16 protein-coding genes and 1 pseudogene are annotated in these 16,944 nt (G+C 65.7%); 12 read left to right on the top strand and 5 right to left on the bottom strand.

The window, feature by feature from the left end; genetic code table 11:
• The first annotated feature begins 271 nt into the window (after positions 1–271).
• The 6 genes from PCA10_RS12245 (at position 272) to PCA10_RS12220 (ending at position 8,176) form a co-directional block, all read left to right on the top strand.
• Positions 272–1,243, top strand: a complete 972-nt coding sequence (locus PCA10_RS12245; RefSeq protein WP_016492402.1) for a homocysteine S-methyltransferase family protein — start codon at positions 272–274, stop codon at positions 1,241–1,243.
• A gap of 174 nt (positions 1,244–1,417) precedes the next feature.
• Positions 1,418–2,800, top strand: a complete 1,383-nt coding sequence (locus PCA10_RS12240; RefSeq protein ID WP_016492401.1) for an NfeD family protein — start codon at positions 1,418–1,420, stop codon at positions 2,798–2,800.
• Positions 2,801–2,802: 2 nt separating this feature from the next.
• Positions 2,803–3,570 (top strand): slipin family protein, encoded by a 768-nt coding sequence (locus PCA10_RS12235; RefSeq protein ID WP_016492400.1) that lies wholly within the window; start codon positions 2,803–2,805, stop codon positions 3,568–3,570.
• Positions 3,571–3,703: 133 nt separating this feature from the next.
• Positions 3,704–4,825 (top strand): alanine dehydrogenase, encoded by a 1,122-nt coding sequence (gene ald / locus PCA10_RS12230; protein ID WP_016492399.1) that lies wholly within the window; start codon positions 3,704–3,706, stop codon positions 4,823–4,825.
• A 390-nt stretch (positions 4,826–5,215) separates the two neighbouring features.
• A complete protein-coding gene (locus PCA10_RS12225) occupies positions 5,216–7,108 on the top strand; it encodes a methyl-accepting chemotaxis protein (RefSeq protein WP_016492398.1) in 1,893 nt (630 codons plus the stop codon).
• A gap of 222 nt (positions 7,109–7,330) precedes the next feature.
• Positions 7,331–8,176, top strand: coding sequence for an EamA family transporter (locus PCA10_RS12220; RefSeq protein ID WP_016492397.1), 846 nt, complete (start codon positions 7,331–7,333; stop codon positions 8,174–8,176).
• Here PCA10_RS12220 and PCA10_RS12215 read toward each other — a convergent pair.
• Positions 8,173–8,496 carry an I78 family peptidase inhibitor gene (locus PCA10_RS12215; protein WP_016492396.1) on the bottom strand — a complete coding sequence of 108 codons (324 nt, stop codon included), beginning with the start codon at positions 8,494–8,496 and terminating at the stop codon, positions 8,173–8,175. The two genes, PCA10_RS12220 and PCA10_RS12215, sit on opposite strands and share 4 nt — an antisense overlap.
• Positions 8,497–8,665: 169 nt before the next feature.
• On the opposite strand from PCA10_RS12215, the gene PCA10_RS12210 reads away from it, so the two are divergent.
• The gene (locus tag PCA10_RS12210) at positions 8,666–9,547 is read left to right on the top strand and encodes a pseudouridine synthase (protein WP_016492395.1); all 882 of its coding nucleotides are present in this window, start codon (positions 8,666–8,668) and stop codon (positions 9,545–9,547) included.
• 139 nt (positions 9,548–9,686) lie between these two features.
• Positions 9,687–11,087, top strand: coding sequence for a dihydrolipoyl dehydrogenase (gene lpdA, locus PCA10_RS12205; protein ID WP_016492394.1), 1,401 nt, complete (start codon positions 9,687–9,689; stop codon positions 11,085–11,087).
• Positions 11,088–11,254: 167 nt separating this feature from the next.
• Here lpdA and PCA10_RS12200 read toward each other — a convergent pair whose 3' ends face one another.
• Positions 11,255–11,680: a GNAT family N-acetyltransferase gene (locus PCA10_RS12200; protein ID WP_016492393.1), complete on the bottom strand. Its 426-nt coding sequence runs from the start codon at positions 11,678–11,680 to the stop codon at positions 11,255–11,257.
• 149 nt (positions 11,681–11,829) lie between these two features.
• Positions 11,830–12,516 (bottom strand): annotated as a pseudogene (locus PCA10_RS12195) (L,D-transpeptidase family protein); the annotation flags it as partial.
• A gap of 230 nt (positions 12,517–12,746) precedes the next feature.
• Between PCA10_RS12195 and PCA10_RS12190 the strand changes: the two are divergent.
• The 4 genes from PCA10_RS12190 (at position 12,747) to PCA10_RS12175 (ending at position 15,455) form a co-directional block, all read left to right on the top strand.
• Positions 12,747–13,625 (top strand): LysR substrate-binding domain-containing protein, encoded by an 879-nt coding sequence (locus PCA10_RS12190; protein WP_016492391.1) that lies wholly within the window; start codon positions 12,747–12,749, stop codon positions 13,623–13,625.
• Positions 13,626–13,779: 154 nt separating this feature from the next.
• Positions 13,780–14,172 (top strand): tautomerase family protein, encoded by a 393-nt coding sequence (locus PCA10_RS12185; protein WP_016492390.1) that lies wholly within the window; start codon positions 13,780–13,782, stop codon positions 14,170–14,172.
• A gap of 245 nt (positions 14,173–14,417) precedes the next feature.
• Entirely contained in the window at positions 14,418–14,903 is a 486-nt protein-coding gene (locus PCA10_RS12180) for a GNAT family N-acetyltransferase (RefSeq protein ID WP_016492389.1), read from the top strand.
• 303 nt (positions 14,904–15,206) lie between these two features.
• Positions 15,207–15,455, top strand: coding sequence for a hypothetical protein (locus tag PCA10_RS12175; RefSeq protein ID WP_144276969.1), 249 nt, complete (start codon positions 15,207–15,209; stop codon positions 15,453–15,455).
• Between the two features lie 176 nt (positions 15,456–15,631).
• Here the strand turns inward: PCA10_RS12175 and PCA10_RS12170 are convergent, their stop codons facing one another.
• Positions 15,632–16,375 (bottom strand): anti-sigma factor family protein, encoded by a 744-nt coding sequence (locus PCA10_RS12170; protein WP_016492387.1) that lies wholly within the window; start codon positions 16,373–16,375, stop codon positions 15,632–15,634.
• On the bottom strand, positions 16,372–16,878 hold the full coding sequence (locus PCA10_RS12165) for a sigma-70 family RNA polymerase sigma factor (RefSeq protein ID WP_016492386.1): 507 nt from the start codon (positions 16,876–16,878) through the stop codon (positions 16,372–16,374). Before PCA10_RS12165 ends, PCA10_RS12170 begins: the two co-directional genes overlap by 4 nt.
• Positions 16,879–16,944: the final 66 nt, after the last annotated feature.

Here is a 16,944-nt window from a genome sequence, read left to right as displayed (position 1 = left end):
GAATGGCAGACCTACGGTCTGCTTGGCGAATGAATTCGCCCCCACAAGAAAGACCACACCCCGAATCCCCACCCATCAGCCCGCTGGGCCGCGCCCCGCGCGGGTGCTAGCCTTTTCTGTTACCCGCCGAACGCAAAAGCCCGCCCGGCGTGGCGCCTACGGGCCAGCCCAACCACCACGGAACCCGCCCGAGGCCAAGCGGTTGCCCGCACCACCTTCGCCATGAAGCCCACTGCGGACAGCCAACGTCCACAGGTCAGGAGTCATGCTGATGGCCCAGTTTCGCGGCGCCCTGCCACAGCTGCAGGGCGAACTCTTCCTTACCGATGGCGGCATCGAGACCACCCTGGTCTTCCACGAGGGCATCGCCCTGCCGGACTTCGCCGCCTTCGTGCTGCTCAACTACCCCGATGGCCAGGAAGCCCTGCGCAAGTACTTCCTCAGCTACTGCGCCATCGCCCGCCAGTACGGCACCGGCCTGATCCTGGAAAGCCCCACCTGGCGCGCCAACCCTGACTGGGCCAATCACCTTGGCTTCACGCCCCAGGGCTTGGCCGACGCCAACCGCCAGGCCATCGCCCTGCTCCAGGCACTGCGCAGCGAAGTGGGCGGTGAAGCGGGCAGCGCCAACATCCCCATCGTGATCAGCGGCTGCATCGGCCCCCGGGGCGACGGCTACATCCCGGACGACGTCATGGACCCCTTCCAGGCCCAGCAATACCACAGCGAACAGATCGGCATATTCGCCGAGACCGCCGCCGATATGATCACCGCCCTCACCATGAACTACGCCGACGAAGCCGTGGGCATCGCCCTGGCGGCCCGGGACGCGCACATGCCCGTGGTAATCGCCTTCACCGTGGAAACCGACGGCAGGCTGCCCACCGGCCAGGGCCTGCTGGAGGCCATCGAGGCCGTCGACAGCGCCACCGCTTCCTACCCCGCCTACTACATGATCAATTGCGCCCACCCGGACCATTTCGAGGCTGTGCTGACGCCGAGCAATCGCCGGGTGCAACGCATACGCGGTCTGCGCGCCAACGCCTCGCGCAAGAGCCACGCCGAGCTGAACGATGCCGTCGCCCTGGACAGCGGCGACCCCGCGGAACTGGGGGCCCAGTACGCCCGGCTACGCCAGCGCCTGCCACAGATCAATGTCATGGGCGGCTGTTGCGGCACCGACCAGCGCCATATCGAGCAGATCGCCAAGGCGTGCAAGCCGCTGTTCCACGCCGCTCTCTAACGGACGAATCCAACAGGAAGACACGCCGTAGGAGCGAATTCATTCGCGAAGCAGGCCGGAGGCCGGCGTGGTCCCCATCGCGAATGAATTCGCTCCTACAAGGCTCGTGCCCCGAATACCCGACAAAAGGCCTCAACTATGCTGTAGGTGAACACGGCATTTCGGGAGGCCCCCATGATCCGCTGGCTGCTCGGCCGGCTCCTGTGTCTGGCCCTGCTGGCGCCCGGCCCCCTGCTGGCCGCCGCAAGCGTCACGGTGCTGACCGTGGACGGTCCGATCGGCCCGGCCACGGCCGATTACCTGACCCGTGGCATCCAACGCGCCGAGGCCGACAAGGCGCAGTTGGTGGTCATCCAGATCGACACCCCCGGCGGCCTCGACACCTCCATGCGCAGCATCATCAAGGCGATCCTCGCCAGCCCGGTGCCGGTGGCGAGCTTCGTCGCCCCCAGTGGAGCGCGCGCCGCCAGCGCCGGCACCTACATCCTCTACGCCAGCCATATCGCCGCCATGGCGCCCGGTACCAACCTGGGCGCGGCGACGCCGGTGCAAATCGGCGGCATGCCCGGCCAACCGCAAGGCGACAAGCCGGCCGCCGACAAGGACGAAAAATCCAAGGACGACAAGGCCAAGCCGGCGGATGACCAGGAAACCCTCACCCGCAAGCAGGTCAACGATGCCGCCGCCTATATCCGTGGCCTGGCGCAAATGCGCGGGCGCAACGCGACCTGGGCCGAGCGGGCGGTGCGCGAGTCGGTCAGCCTGTCCGCCAGCGATGCCCAGCACCTGAAGGTGGTGGACCTGCTGGCCCGTGACATCCCCGACCTGCTCCGCCAACTGGATGGCCGCACCCTGGAAGTCGCCGGGCAGAAGATCACCCTGGCCACCGCCGGTGCGCCGCTGGTGCAGCGTGAGCCGGACTGGCGCGCGCGGATCCTGGCGGTCATCGCCAACCCCAGCGTGGCGCTGATCCTGATGATGATCGGCGTCTACGGGCTGATCTTCGAATTCTCCAACCCGGGCAGCGCGGTCGGCGGCGTGGTCGGCGGCATCTGCCTGATCCTCGCGCTCTACGCCTTGCAGCTGATGCCGGTGAACTTCGCCGGGGTCGCGCTGATCCTGCTCGGCATCCTGTTCATGGTGGCGGAAGCCTTCATGCCCAGTTTCGGCATCATCGGCTTCGGCGGCATCGCCGCGTTCGTGGTAGGCGCGGTGATCCTGATCGACACCGACGTGCCCGGCTACGGCATCCCCCTCGCACTGATCATCACCATCGCGCTGGCCAGCGCGCTGGTGATCTTCGCCATTCTCGCCATGGCCCTGCGCGCCCGGCGAAAAGCCCTGGTCAGCGGCGACGCCGGCCTGGTGGGCAGCGAGGCCACCCTGCTCGAACAGACCCTGGACGACCCGCGCAGTGGCTGGGTGCAATTGCAGGGCGAGCGCTGGCAGGTACGCAGCGCCCAGCCCCTGAAGAGCGGCCAGCGCGTGCGTGTGCTGGCGCGCAACGGACTGATGCTGGACGTGACGGCGGACGACCGACCGCCCCAAGGAGACTGACCATGGCTGTTCCCCTGAGTTTTGCCACCCTCCTGTTCCTGGCCATCGTGCTGGCGGCTTCGGCCATCCGCGTCCTGCGCGAGTACGAGCGGGGCGTGGTGTTCCAGCTCGGGCGCTTCTGGATGGTCAAGGGACCGGGGCTGGTGCTGATCATCCCGGCCATCCAGCAGATGGTGCGGGTGGACCTGCGCACCGTGGTGCTGGATGTGCCGCCCCAGGACGTCATCTCCCGCGACAACGTCTCGGTGAAGGTCAACGCGGTGGTCTACTTCCGCGTGCTAGACCCCCAGCGCGCCATCATCCAGGTGGAGAATTTCCTCATGGCCACCAGCCAGCTCGCCCAGACCACCCTGCGCGCGGTGCTCGGCAAGCACGAGTTGGACGAGATGCTCGCCGAGCGCGAACGCCTCAACGTCGATATCCAGCAGGCCCTGGACGCCCAGACCGACGCCTGGGGGATCAAGGTCTCCAACGTCGAGATCAAGCACGTCGACCTCAATGAATCCATGATCCGCGCCATCGCCCGCCAGGCCGAGGCGGAGCGCGAGCGGCGGGCCAAGGTGATCCACGCCGAAGGCGAGCTGCAGGCCTCGGAAAAGCTCATGCAAGCGGCGGAAATGCTCAGCCGCCAGCCCGGCGCCATGCAGCTGCGCTACATGCAGACCCTGGGCTCGATCGCCACCGACAAGACCAACACCATCGTCTTCCCCATGCCAGTGGAGTTGCTCGGCGGCATCCACAGGAGCGAAAAAAAGGACCAGGGAGAGTGACCGTCTTTCCGTTACGCCCTGTTTTCCCCGCATTTTTCAGGGAGATCCCCTGAAAACCCACCAGTATTCGGCGGGGCCGCCCCGGCCGGGTTTCTACACTTGTCAAAGGACAACAAGAACCCTGGAGGTCGCCATGCGTATCGGAGTGCCAAAGGAGATCAAGAACCACGAATACCGGGTCGGCCTGACCCCGCAATCAGTGGCCGAATTGACCCGCCTCGGGCATGACGTCTGGGTTGAAACCAGGGCGGGCGCCGCCATCGGCTTCGACGACGAGGATTACCGCGCGGCCGGTGCCAAGGTGGCCAGCAGCGCCGGGGAGGTCTTCGAGCAGGCCCAACTGATCGTCAAGGTCAAGGAACCCCTGACCCAGGAACGCGCGCGACTGCGCCCCGAGCAGACCCTCTTCACCTACCTGCACCTGGCACCCGACCGGCCCCAGACCGAAGAACTGATCGCCTGCGGCGCCACCTGCATCGCCTACGAGACCGTCACCGACAGCCATGGTCGCCTGCCCCTGCTGGCGCCCATGTCGGAAGTGGCCGGACGCATGTCGATCCAGGCCGGCGCCAGCTGCCTGGAAAAAGCCCGTGGAGGCCGTGGCGTATTGCTCGGCGGCGTGCCGGGCGTGGCACCGGGCAAGATCGTGGTGCTCGGCGGCGGCGTAGTGGGCACCCATGCCCTGGCCATGGCGGTGGGCCTGGGCGCCGATGTCAGCGTGCTGGACAAGAACGTCGATGCGCTGCGCCGGCTCGATGCCCTCTACGGCAATCGCATCACCACCCTCTACTCCACCCACGCTACCGTGCGCGAACAGGTGCTGGCGGCGGACCTGGTGATCGGCGGCGTGCTGATTCCCGGCGCGGCGGCACCCAAGTTGGTCAGCGCGGAAATGGTGGCGCGCATGCAGGAAGGCGCGGTGCTGGTGGACGTGGCCATCGACCAGGGCGGCTGCGCGGAAACCTCGCGGGCCACCACCCATGCCGAGCCCACCTATGTAGTCGATGGCGTGGTGCACTACTGCGTGGCGAACATGCCCGGCGCCGTGGCGCGCACCTCCACCCTGGCGCTGAACAACGCCACCCTGCCCTTCGTCATCGCCCTGGCGCAGAAAGGCACCCGCCGCGCCCTGGAAGACGACCTGCACCTGCGCCACGGCCTCAACGTGGCCAAGGGGCGCCTCACCAATGGCAGCGTCGCCGCCGCGCACCACATGGAGTACGTGCACCTGGAGGAGATGCTGAAACAGCTGTGACGAACCTGTGGGGGCGAATGCATTCGCCCCCACAACACCCCTGCCCCGACTCAATGCTGCACATCTTTGCCGCAAATCCGACTAACGGCGATTCTGCATTTGACGTCAAAATGCCAGCATTCGCACCCCGCTCCCGGCAGCTCTGCCGGGAGCGCGAAAATCGCCCCACTCCGGACAATAACCATCAACCGGTGAGGGCACGCGGCACGTCGATACCCCGGCGGCCGTGATCCAGGCAGCCCCCAGCACCCCGTTCCCGCCTCCCCGACCCGCTTTGCGGCGCCGGGATAAACCCGTGGTGCGCGCCCCTGGATCGACTGACCCGCCGCAGGCACAACCTGCGCGCGGCCACCGGCGTACCCCGCCGACACCTAGGACGGATACCTTGCGATGCCCTCCACCCTGAAGTTCAGCCAGAAGATCCTGCTGGCCGCCTCGCTGGTCATGATCGTGGCCTTCACCCTCTTCGTGCTGTTCAACGACTACCGCCAGCGCCAGGCCCTGAACGCCGACGTGCACGCCTCTCTGGAAGAAGTGGGCAGCCTGGCCACCCGCAATATCAAGACCTGGCTGGAAGGTCGCATCCAGCTGGTGGAGTCCCTGGCCCAGCAGCTCTCGGCCAACGGCCAGCAGGGCGATCCGCTGCACGCCGCGCTGAATCTGCCGGTGTACGGCCAGCGCTTCCAGCTCACCTACTTCGGCGGCGCGGATGGCGCCATGACCTCGGTGCCCGCCGGCAACCGCCCCGCCGACTACGACCCGCGCGCCCGTGGCTGGTACCAGGCGGCCAACGCCGCCCAGGGCAGCGCGCTCACCGAGCCCTACGTGGCCGCGTCCTCGCAGAAACTGGTGATCACCATCGCCACCCCGGTGCGCCAGGACGGCCAGATGGTCGGCGTGGCCGGCGCCGACATGGAGCTGGCGAGCATCGCCCAGCTGCTGGATTCGCTGAAGTTCCAGGGCCACGGCCATGCCTTCCTGGTCAGCGCCCAGGGCAAGGTGCTGCTGCACCCGGACAGCCGCTACATCCTCAAGGGCATCGACACGGTCTACCCCCAGGACACCCCGAAGGTGCAGGCCGGCGTCAGCGAGATCGAGGTGGACGGCAAGACCCAGTTCATCGCCTTCACCCCGCTGGAGGGCCTGCCCTCGGCCAACTGGTACGTGGCCCTGGTGCTCGACCAGGATGCCGCCTTCGCCATGCTCGACGAAGTGCGCACCTCGGCCATCATCGCCACCCTGATCGCCGTGGCCGCCACCGTGCTGCTGCTGGGCATGCTGATCCGCCTGCTGATGCAACCGCTGCATCAGCTCGGCCACGCCATGCGCGACATCGCCGAAGGCGACGGCGACCTGACCAAGCGCCTGACCGTGCAGGCCCACGACGAATTCGGCGCCGTGGCGACCTCCTTCAACCGCTTCGTCGAGCGTATCCACGGCTCGATCCGCGAGGTGTCCTCGGCCACCACCCAGGTCAACCAGGTGGCCAAGCTGGTGCTCAACGCCTCCAACTCGTCCATGAGCAACTCCGACGAGCAGGCCAATCGCACCAACAGCGTCGCCGCGGCGATCAACGAGCTGGGCGCCGCCGCCCAGGAGATCGCCCGCAACGCCGCCGACGCCTCGCACCAGGCCTCCTCCGCGCGCACCCTGGCCGAAGACGGCCGCCAGGTGGTGGAGCGCACCATCTCGGCGATGAACGAGCTGTCCGGGAAGATCCGTGCCTCCTGCGGCAACATCGAGACCCTGAACAGCAAGACGGTGAACATCGGCCAGATCCTCGAAGTGATCAAAGGCATTTCCGAGCAGACCAACCTGCTGGCGCTCAACGCCGCCATCGAAGCGGCGCGCGCCGGGGAAGCCGGCCGTGGCTTCGCCGTGGTGGCGGATGAGGTGCGCAACCTGGCCCACCGCACCCAGGAGTCGGCCCAGGAAATCCAGCAGATGATCGAGGAACTACAGGTGGGCGCCCGCGAGGCGGTCAGCACCATGACCGAGAGCCAGCGCTACAGCGAGCAGAGCGTGGAAATCGCCAACCAGGCCGGCGAACGCCTGGGCAGCGTGACCAACCGCATCGGCGAGATCGACGGCATGAACCAGTCGGTGGCCACCGCCACCGAGGAGCAGACTGCCGTGGTCGACTCGCTGAACATGGACATCACCGAGATCAACACCCTCAACCAGGAAGGCGTGGAAAACCTCCAGGCCACCCTGCGCGCCTGCGCCGACCTCGACCAGCAGGCCGCACGCCTGCAGCAACTGGTGGGCAGCTTCCGGATCTGAGCCCCCCGCCTTTGCAAAGTCTGTGGGGGCGAATTCATTCGCCAAGGGCAGCGCAGCTGCCCCGGCCATGCCCAACGGCGGACCTGCGGCCCGCTTGGCGATTGAAATCGCCCCCACAAAAATCTGCACCGCGCGGTCGCCTTCCACCTGTGAGGGCTCCCCTGCCCCCCACCGTCCTATGGCACTATCCATCCCTTTCCCCCGTGCCAAGGACAGCCCCGCGTGGACACCCCGGTATTCCTCCTGGTCATCACCGCCGCCGCCCTGCACGCCGGCTGGAACGCCCTGCTGAAGATCGGTCTCGATCGCTTCCTCACCGCCTCCCTGATCCAGATCGCGGCCGGCCTCGTCGCCCTGGCGGCGCTGCCTTTCGTGGCCTTCCCCAAGCCCGAAGCCTGGCCCTGGATCGGCCTCTCCGCGTTGCTGCATATCGGCTACAACAGCTACCTGGCCCGTGCCTACCAGCATGGTGACCTGGGCCAGGTCTACCCACTGGCGCGGGGCAGCTCGCCCCTGCTGGTGGCGTTGCTGGCGGTGCTGCTCCTGGGCGACCGCCTCACCGCCGGCGAACTGGCCGGGCTGCTGGTGCTGGTGGGTGGCATCTGGCTGATGGCGGTACGCGGCGGACACGGCAAGAGCGGGCTCAACCGCTCGCTGCTGGGCTGCGCGCTGATGACGGCGGCGTTCATCGCCGGCTACACCCTGGCCGATGCCACGGGGGCGCGCAGCAATGGCGATGCGCTGTCCTACTCGATGTGGTTGTTCGCGGTGAACGGTGCGGTGATGGCGGCGGTGATCGCCCTGACCCGGGGGCCAGGGACCTTTCTGCAACTCGGGCCCCACTGGCGCGGCGGCCTGGCGGGTGGGGCGATGTCCCTGGCGGCCTACAGCATCGCCATCTGGGCCATGACCCAGGCCCCGGTGGCGCTGGTTTCCGCGTTACGGGAAACCAGCGTGCTGTTCGCCCTGCTGATCGGCGCGCTGCTGCTCAAGGAGCCGCTGCCGCCGATCCGCCTGCTGGCATGCGGGGTGATCGCGGCAGGCGTGGCGCTGTTGCGGCTGCTCTAGCCGCAGGAGAACTGCTTGACCACACCAGCGTCATCGACGTCGATGTTCAGGCGGCGGGAGTTGTAGTCCATGGTCACCGGCTGGTGGGGTTGCAGCACACGGGCGGTTTCGGCGCCGGACTGGCGTTTGGCCTGTTCCACCAGGGCGGTATCGGCGCTCTTGCCCACCAGGGAAGCCACGGCGGCGCTGTCGCAGGTACCGGAGAGCGCTGCGCTCGGGGCTTGTTCGGCTGCGGGAGTGGCGGGCTTGTCGGTCGAGCTGCAGCCGGCCAGGAGCAGGCCGGCCAGGGCGAGACTGAGGGAAACGGGTTTGAAGTACATGAATCGATCCTCTTCTGAAAATATCCTGGCGTGCGCCTGCAACGGGGCGTCCATCGCGGCGGGGCTCCTGCCCGCGGGCGCACGGCCGGTGCATTCTATCCTCTGCCTTTGACTCCGGTCAGTCCGCTGCGGCCTAATGCCTCGCCCCTGAAACTCGCCGAAACACTCCATGTCCCACACCCCCAGCATCCGTCCCAGCATCCTCCACCTGCCCCAGGGCGACTGGCCCACGGTGCTCGACTGCCTCTGCGCGCGCTTTCCCGCCATCCCCCGCGAGACCTGGCTGGAGCGCATGAACAGCGGCAAGGTGACGGACGGTGCGGGCAATCCGCTGGGTCCTGCGCATCCCTACCGGGAAGCGCTGCGGGTACATTACTACCGCGAGGTGAAGGGCGAGCGGGCGATTCCCTTCGAGGAACAGGTGCTGCACGTCGACGAGCACCTGGTGGTGGCCGACAAGCCGCACTTCCTGCCGGTGATGCCGGCCGGCGAGTACGTCGAGGAAACCCTGCAGGCACGCCTGACGCGGCGCCTGGGCAACCCGCACCTGGTGCCGCTGCACCGTATCGACCGGCACACCGCCGGCCTGGTGCTGTTCTCCGCCAACCCGGCCAGTCGCAACATCTACCATGCGCTGTTCCGCGACCGCGAGATCCACAAGCGCTACGAAGCCATCGCCCCCGCCCTGCCCGGCCTGGACTTCCCGTTGCTGCGGGAGACCCGCCTGGCCAAGGGCGAGCCTTTCTTCCGCATGCAGGAGGTCGCCGGCGAGCCCAATAGCCGCACCCGCCTCGAAGTGCTGGAGAAGCACGGCGACCTCTGGCGTTACGACCTGTCCCCCATCACCGGCAAGCAGCACCAGCTGCGCGTGCACCTCGCCGCCTTGGGTGCGCCCATCTGCAACGACGGTTTCTACCCCGAACTGACCGACAAGGGCGGCCCGGACGACTACCAGCGCCCGCTCAAGCTGCTGGCCCGCAGCCTGGACTTCATCGACCCCATCAGCGGCCAAGCGCGCCGTTTCGACAGCCGCCTGCGCCTGGACTGGTAAGCCGGCGGACCTTGACGGAACGCATGGCAAGAATAATATTACGACCATAATACACGCAGGATATTGCCAGGCTGGAAGGCTCGGCGTTGTCCACTAGGCTTCTGCTTTCAACTTGCGAATCTCAACCGAGGAACAACCCATGAGCGCATACGACGTGGTGGTGATAGGCGGAGGCCCGGGCGGCTACAACGCGGCCATCAAGGCCGGCCAGCAGGGCATGAAGGTGGCCTGCATCGAGGGCCGGGAAACCCTGGGCGGTACCTGCCTGAACGTCGGCTGCATGCCCTCCAAGGCCCTGCTCCACGCCTCCGAGCTGTATGAAGCGGCGGCGGGCAAGGAATTCGCCACCCTGGGCATCCAGGTGGAGCCCAAGCTCGACCTGGCGCAGATGATGAAACAGAAGGCCGACAGCGTCGCCGCCCTGACCAAGGGCATCGAGTTCCTGTTCCGCAAGAACAAGGTGGAATGGGTCAAGGGCTGGGGCCGCATCGCCGGCGCCGGCAAGGTGGTGGTGACCGCCGCCGACGGCTCCGAGCAGACCCTGGAAGCGCGCAATATCGTCATCGCCACAGGCTCCGAACCCACCCCGTTGCCCGGCGTGACCATCGACAACAAACGCATCCTCGACTCCACCGGCGCTCTCTCCCTGCCGGAAGTGCCCAAGCACCTGGTAGTAATCGGTGCCGGGGTGATCGGCCTGGAACTGGGCTCGGTCTGGCGTCGCCTGGGTGCCCAGGTGACGGTGGTGGAATACCTCGGCCGCATCTGCCCCGGCCTCGACGACGAAGCCGGCAAGACCCTGCAGCGCTCCCTGACCAAACAAGGCATGAGCTTCAAGCTCAGCTCCAAGGTCACCGGCGCCAAGACCAGCAAGACCGGCGTCGAGCTCTCCATCGAACCTGCCGCCGGCGGCCTGGCCGAGACCGTGAAGGCCGATTACGTGCTGGTAGCCATCGGCCGCCGCCCCTACACCGCAGGCCTGGGCCTGGAAACCGTGGGCCTGGCCACCGACAGCCGCGGCATGCTCGCCAACGACCGCCACCAGGCCAGCGCGGCCGGGATCTGGGTGATCGGCGACGTCACCTCCGGCGCGATGCTGGCGCACAAGGCCGAGGACGAAGGCATCGTCTGCATCGAACGCATCGCCGGCCAGGCCGCCGAGGTGAACTACAACCTCATCCCCAGCGTCATCTACACCCGTCCGGAAGTGGCCACTGTGGGCAAGAGCGAGGAACAGCTGAAGGCCGAAGGACGCCCCTACAAGGTGGGCAAGTTCCCCTTCACCGCCAACAGCCGGGCCAAGATCAACCACGAGACCGAAGGCTTCGTGAAGGTCCTGGCGGACGAGCGCACCGACGAAATCCTCGGCGTGCACATGGTGGGCCCGAGCGTCAGCGAGATGATCGGCGAATACTGCGTAGCCATGGAGTTCTCCGCCTCCGCCGAAGACATCGCCCTCACCTGCCACCCCCACCCGACCCGCTCCGAGGCCCTGCGCCAGGCGGCCATGGATGTGCACGACGCCGCCATGCAGGCCTGACCCTCCCATCCCGCAGGAGTCGAGCTCCCCTTCGCGAGCAGAGCTCGTTCCTACGGGTTCGGAGAATCCACGACGTGCATTGATGACGGGCCTCCTCCGCCCGCACACGCCCCTCGCTTTCGTAGGTTGGGTAGAGCGAAGCGAAACCCAACGAGCGGTGGTGCGCGTCAGCCCAAGCGCTTCTGGAAATAGAAGCGCTTGTGCCCGGGCGGAAAATCATCGAGATGACCGAACTCGGTATAGCCAAGCTTCTGGTAGAAGCCCGGCGCCTGGAAATCGAAGGTATCCAGCCAGATGCCGACGCAGCCTTTCTCGCGCGCCAGGTCTTCAGCCATCTTCATCAACCGGGCTCCGATACCCTGCCCCTTCGCTTGCTCAGGGATGGCCAGCAGTTCGATGAACAGCCAACGATAAAAAATCTCGCCGGAGAGTCCGCCAATGATCTCGTCGCTCTGCTCATCGCGGACGACGAGGGCGACCGCCTCCGGCTTCGGATCTCCCGCCTTGGCCAGGTTATGAGCCCGCAAGGGCCTGAGGATGGCCGCGCGCTCTTCCTCGCCCGGGTTCGTCGCAATCTCGATACGGGTACTCATTCGCTGATCCTTCAGTTCGTGGGTTGGCACCGCACGGGTTTCGTTCACCAACGGCGGCTGATGACGAGGCTATCGGATTGCCAGCGAAGCGTCGCCGGGTGCGTGCTGCCGCCCCTACCCTACTCAGCTTTCGCGACCCTGACTCCCTCGATGATTCGCACTTTTGTGCCAACCTTCACGTTCGCGAAAAACTCTGCGACATCCTGGTTGTACATGCGGAAACAACCATGGCTGGTACGGGTGCCGATGCCGAACTTCTTGTTTGAACCGTGAATCAGGTACGCAGGTATTCCCAACCGTATCTTGTAGGGGCCGAGTGGATTGTCCGGCCCAGGCCGCACGCGGCTTGGCAACGGATCACCCTCCGCCGCGTGCTCGGCGCGAATCGACGGCGTAGGGAACCAGGAGGGGTTGGCGACCTTCTCCGTGATGCGGGTCGTGCCCACCGGTGAGGCCCACCCTTCGCGGCCAATGCCTAGCGGGTAGGTGTAAACAAGCCGGGTTCCGCTCGGGAAGTAGTAGAGACGGAGTGCAGCCAGGTCGATCACCACCCCTTCACGTGGCCCCTGCGGCAGGGAGAACTGGGTGGGGATCTGAATCGGCGTACCGACCTTCGGCAACCAGGCATCCACGCCGGGATTGGCGTCGAGCATTTCCTGATAGCCGAGATCGAAGCGCTCCGCCAGATCGGCAAAGGTGTCTTCATAACGCGCGATGACGACCTGCCTGGCACCCACCACTGAACTGCCATCGGACGGAAGTTCGAAGCGGGCGGCCAACCCCGGCCCAGACAACAGGCTCGCTACCAGTGCGGATGCCAGCCGCACCCGACGCATCTTCGAACCGCCTCCTTCACTGAACGGAAATGCCCGTACCGCGTTGATCATCAAGCGTGCCCCTCAATAAGCATGGTGTATTGGCGGTGGCTCGCTGCCGGCCACTGTTTTCGGCGGCGAAGACGATGCGGGCAGGCTGATTCGAAACCACGGGGCGCGATGTTCGGTGTTTGTTATCCAGCAGACAAACGCATAACCTTAATTCCATCTAGTTGAATAACGAATCAATCATGCAAGCCGGTGGTGTGGAAATCGATTTGCTGCGGGCCTTCGTGGCGGTCGCGGAAACGGGGAGTTTCACCGCGGCGGCCGAGGTGATCTCTCGATCGCAATCAGCGGTAAGCCAGAAGATCATCCGCCTGGAAGCGGCCCTTGGCCTACGGGTGTTCGAGCGCACCAGCCGGGCCTTGGCGCTGACGCCGGACGGCGAGCGCCTGTTGGTGGGCGCGCGCAAAATGATCCTGCACTTCGACGATTTCCTCCGGGAGTTCAGCGAGCCGGTGCAGGTGAAGGTGCTGCGCCTCGGGTTCTCCGAAAACCTCGTGCCCACCCAGTTGCCCAAGCTGCTGTCACGCTTCACCAGGCTTTACCCGGACATTCAGCTGGAGCTCACCACTGGCCTTGGCAGCGACCTGTTGGTCGACTACGAGGCAGGGCTGCTGGATGTGGTGATCGCCAAGCGCAGAACCAGCGCCACAGCCCAGCGCGGCAGAATGATCTGGCGCGAACCGCTGGTATGGATGGCCGCCAGGGATTACCAGATCGAAGCGTCGCGCCCGGTGCGCCTGGTGATGATGCGACCGCCCTGCGCCTACCGCGCCGTCATGGTCGAAGCCCTGGCCTCGGTACGGCGCGAGTGGACGTCGGCCTGCCTGGCGAGCAGCCTGATTGGCGTACAAGCCGCCGTGGCGGCTGGGCTGGGCATCACCGCGCTGGGTACGTCCTTCCTGCAGGAAGACATGCGGATCATCGAGCCCTCGGAAAAGCTGCCCGCGCTGCCGACCACCGAAGTGGTGGTCATCGGTGATGAAACCCGCACCCAGCATCTGGTGCAGCCGTTGGTGTCGCTGCTGACCGAAGGCCTGATTTCCAGCAGCAGCCTGACCTGACCCTCCAGACGTTACCCCCATTCACCGGCATCAGCGGCAGCCCGTTGGCTTACGTGCTTTATTGATTGCTGGTGCTGGGCACTGGTGCCCGGTTGAAACCATCCGCAGACGAACACCGCATCGAACCGCCCAACCCTCCCAGCAGGAGCGCTCCATGCCCTTGGTCAGAATCGATCTTGCCGCCGATACCTCCGCCGAAACCGCTGCCGTGATCGGCGACGTCGTCTATGAGGCCCTGCGCAGCACGGCCAATGTGCCCGAGCACGACAAGTTCCAGGTCATCAGCCGCCACGCCCGGGATGAACTGGTCTACCCGGCGGCGGGATACCTGGGCATCACCTACTCCGAGCAGATCGTGTTCATCCAGATCACCTGGAGCACCGGCAGGAGCACCGAGGTCAAGCGAGCCCTCTACCAGGCCATCGCCGATGGCATCCACGCGAAAACCGGACGGCGCAAGGAGGACATCTGGATCAATCTGGTGGAGGTGAACCGCGAGGACTGGTCATTCGGCAATGGGGAGATGCAGTACGTGCCGAGGGAGTGAGGTAGGGCGCGCAGACTTCACTCTCCGGCGTTTCCGCCCAAATTGACAAGCCTTGGCACCACAGAGACTATTCCCCCCATGAATCGCTTCTGCCGCCTGAACATGATGTGCCTTTTCATGACCGCCTCTGGCGGGCCATGAGGTCGTGCGCATTCAGGAGTCAGCGTATAACCCAAAAGCCCCGCCAGAAATGGACGGGGCTTTTCAATTCTCCGTCCGCTATGGCCAACGAATGGAGAATCAATATGCTGGAGATCCGACGAGCCTGGCGGTGCGATGCCCAAGCTGCCTACGATATTCGTCTGCAAGCGATACGGCATCAGTGCGGCACTGCGTATTCCGCCGAACAAGTTCGAGCCTGGACTGCCGTACCCCTTTCCAATTGGTACAGAGATCTGGTGGAGAGCCACTTTTATCTGGCATGCATTAAGGGCCGACCCATCGCCACAGGCATGATTGATCTCGAGAAGGGAGAGATAGGTGCACTCTTCGTCCTTCCCGAATTTATGAAACGGGGCGTAGGAAAGAACATGATCGCGCATCTTGAGGACTTGGCTCGTGCTGCCGGATTGACCGACGTGCACCTTGAAGCAACGCTGAACGCGGTCGACTTTTACCAACGGTGCGGCTTCACTGGCGATGTGGAGTCAACTTATCAATCACCTTCCGGGCTCCAATTGGCCTGTATACCCATGCGAAAAAGTCTGGTGGGGACTTTTGACTGTTGGTGAAGATGGAGGTGTTGCCGCTGGGGTGAAGTGAGGCTTGGTCCCTCTTCCGTGTTGGAAGAGGGGCCGTTATTTGGGGCAGCGAGGCAGATCGCGAGCAGAGCTCGCTCCTACGACAGTGCCCCGGTGCGCTCGGCGCACCCTACGGGATGATTTTGGCGTTTGGATCGGTCGTGCTGGGGATTGCCGATTGGGTCTAGCGTTTAGCAAATGAATTCGCCTCTACAGAGATGGCGGATTGAAATCACGCCTGCCCGCTGTCTAGGATTGACTCCCGACAGCCATGAGCATTCACCCGAGGGAAGCATGCCAACCAGATTCGTTGTGCAGTACAAGTCAGGGAAAGAAATCCAGTTCATTCATCGCCAGGTATCCAGTCCCGGCCCCGTGAACATCCGGGTCAAATTCGAGGACTTCCTCAAGACCGGCAAGCAGGATGTCTGGACCTTCCATTTCCGCGACCGCCCGAACGGTGATCCGGTCGTCAATAACAACATTCAGTTCACGGTGGACTTCAAGGATTTGTCGTCGGTGGTGGAGACCGAGGAGAAGTAACCGGACTGGTGTTCTGTCAAAAGCCCGCGTCGAGCGGGCTTTTTCGTTGCTGGGGATGAGGGTCGTTCGCGAGCAGAGCTCGCTCCTACGGCGGTCCTCCAGCAGGTAGGGTGCGGCGCACCCTACGGCATGGATCGACGTCGCGAGGTTGATCGCGATTGAAATCGCTCCTACGCCTAGAACGCCAACGCCTTGCCCAGCACCTCGCCGCGCGGGTCTCCTTCGCGGCTGACCAGGGCGTAGTTGTAGCCGTCCCGTGACCAGTAGCGCGCTTCCAGTTCGCCGTCGCGGCGCTGGCCCTTGGGCATGGTCGGGTAGAGGGAGCCGGGCGCGCGCAGGTAGAGGCTCACCCGCTGTCCCTGGCCGTCTTCGAACAGCATCAGCGCCGCCGCGCCCTGCTCGGTCACCAGCCAGCGGCCGCCCACCGGGCTGAAGCCGTAGGGCGTGAGGTCGGGGATGCGCGCGGCGTGGCTGAAGCGCTGGTCCAGCCAGGCCTGGAGTTCGCCGGGCTGGCGCGCCTGGATGTCCACCACGGGGCTCGCGGCGAACAGGCGATGGGCCTGCAGGGCGTCCTGCATGGGTGGGTTGGCCGCCAGCAGGCTCATGTCCCGCGCCTGCCAGCCGCCCAGGCCGCCAGCGCCGAGCGCCAGCACGAAGGAAGCGGCCAGGGCCAGGCGGCGTTGCTTGCGGGCGCGCAGTCCGGCACGGATGGCCAGTGGGTCTAGCCGTGGATTGGGCGCCAGGGCCGGGTTGGCCAAGGCCGCGCGAAGCGACTGGGCGTCCCGCCGCCAGGCCTCCACCTGGGCCGCCACCTCGGGGTTGGCGGCCAGATAGGCCTCCACCATCTGGCGTTGCTCGGGGTCGAGCTGGCCATCGAGGTAGGCGTGCAGGTCATCTTCGCTGGGATGGAATGTGTTCATTTGAGTACCCGCAGCTGGGGGTTGGATACTTCGCCCTCGGCCAGTTCGCGCAGCGCCTTGCGCGCGCGGGAGAGCCGGGACATCACGGTGCCGATGGGTATGTCGAGGGCCTGTGCGGCCTCCTTGTAGCTGAGCCCCTCCACGCTCACCAGCAACAGCAGCGCGCGCTGTTCGGCGGGCAGGCGGGAGAAGGCTTCCAGGGTGGCCTGGTTGACCACCAGGTCCTCGGTGGACGGCGCTTCCTCCGTGCGCCCGCCGAAGAATTCCAGCAACCGCGCATGGCGCCGGGCCTTGCGCTGGCCGTCGAGGAACTGCCGGTAGAGGATGGAAAACAGCCAGGCCCGCAGGTTGCCCTCGCCCTTGCTGCTCCAGCGCGAAAGCGCCCGCTCCAGGGTCCCCTGGACGAGGTCGTCGGCGCTGCTGGCGTTACGCGTCAGCCACAGGGCGAAGCGCCGCAGCCGCTGTAACAACTCCCGTAGTTCCGCGTCATCGATCATGTTCATAGCCAGGTCGTGTGCTGCTCTTGCCGTAGGTGCGACAGGCAGACGCGCGAGCCGGGATTTTATTCC

Source organism: Pseudomonas resinovorans NBRC 106553, assembly GCF_000412695.1.
Classification (GTDB): Bacteria; Pseudomonadota; Gammaproteobacteria; order Pseudomonadales; family Pseudomonadaceae; genus Metapseudomonas; species Metapseudomonas resinovorans_A.
Note: the sequence above shows the minus strand (reverse complement) of the source record. Positions and strands in the feature narration are given on the sequence as shown.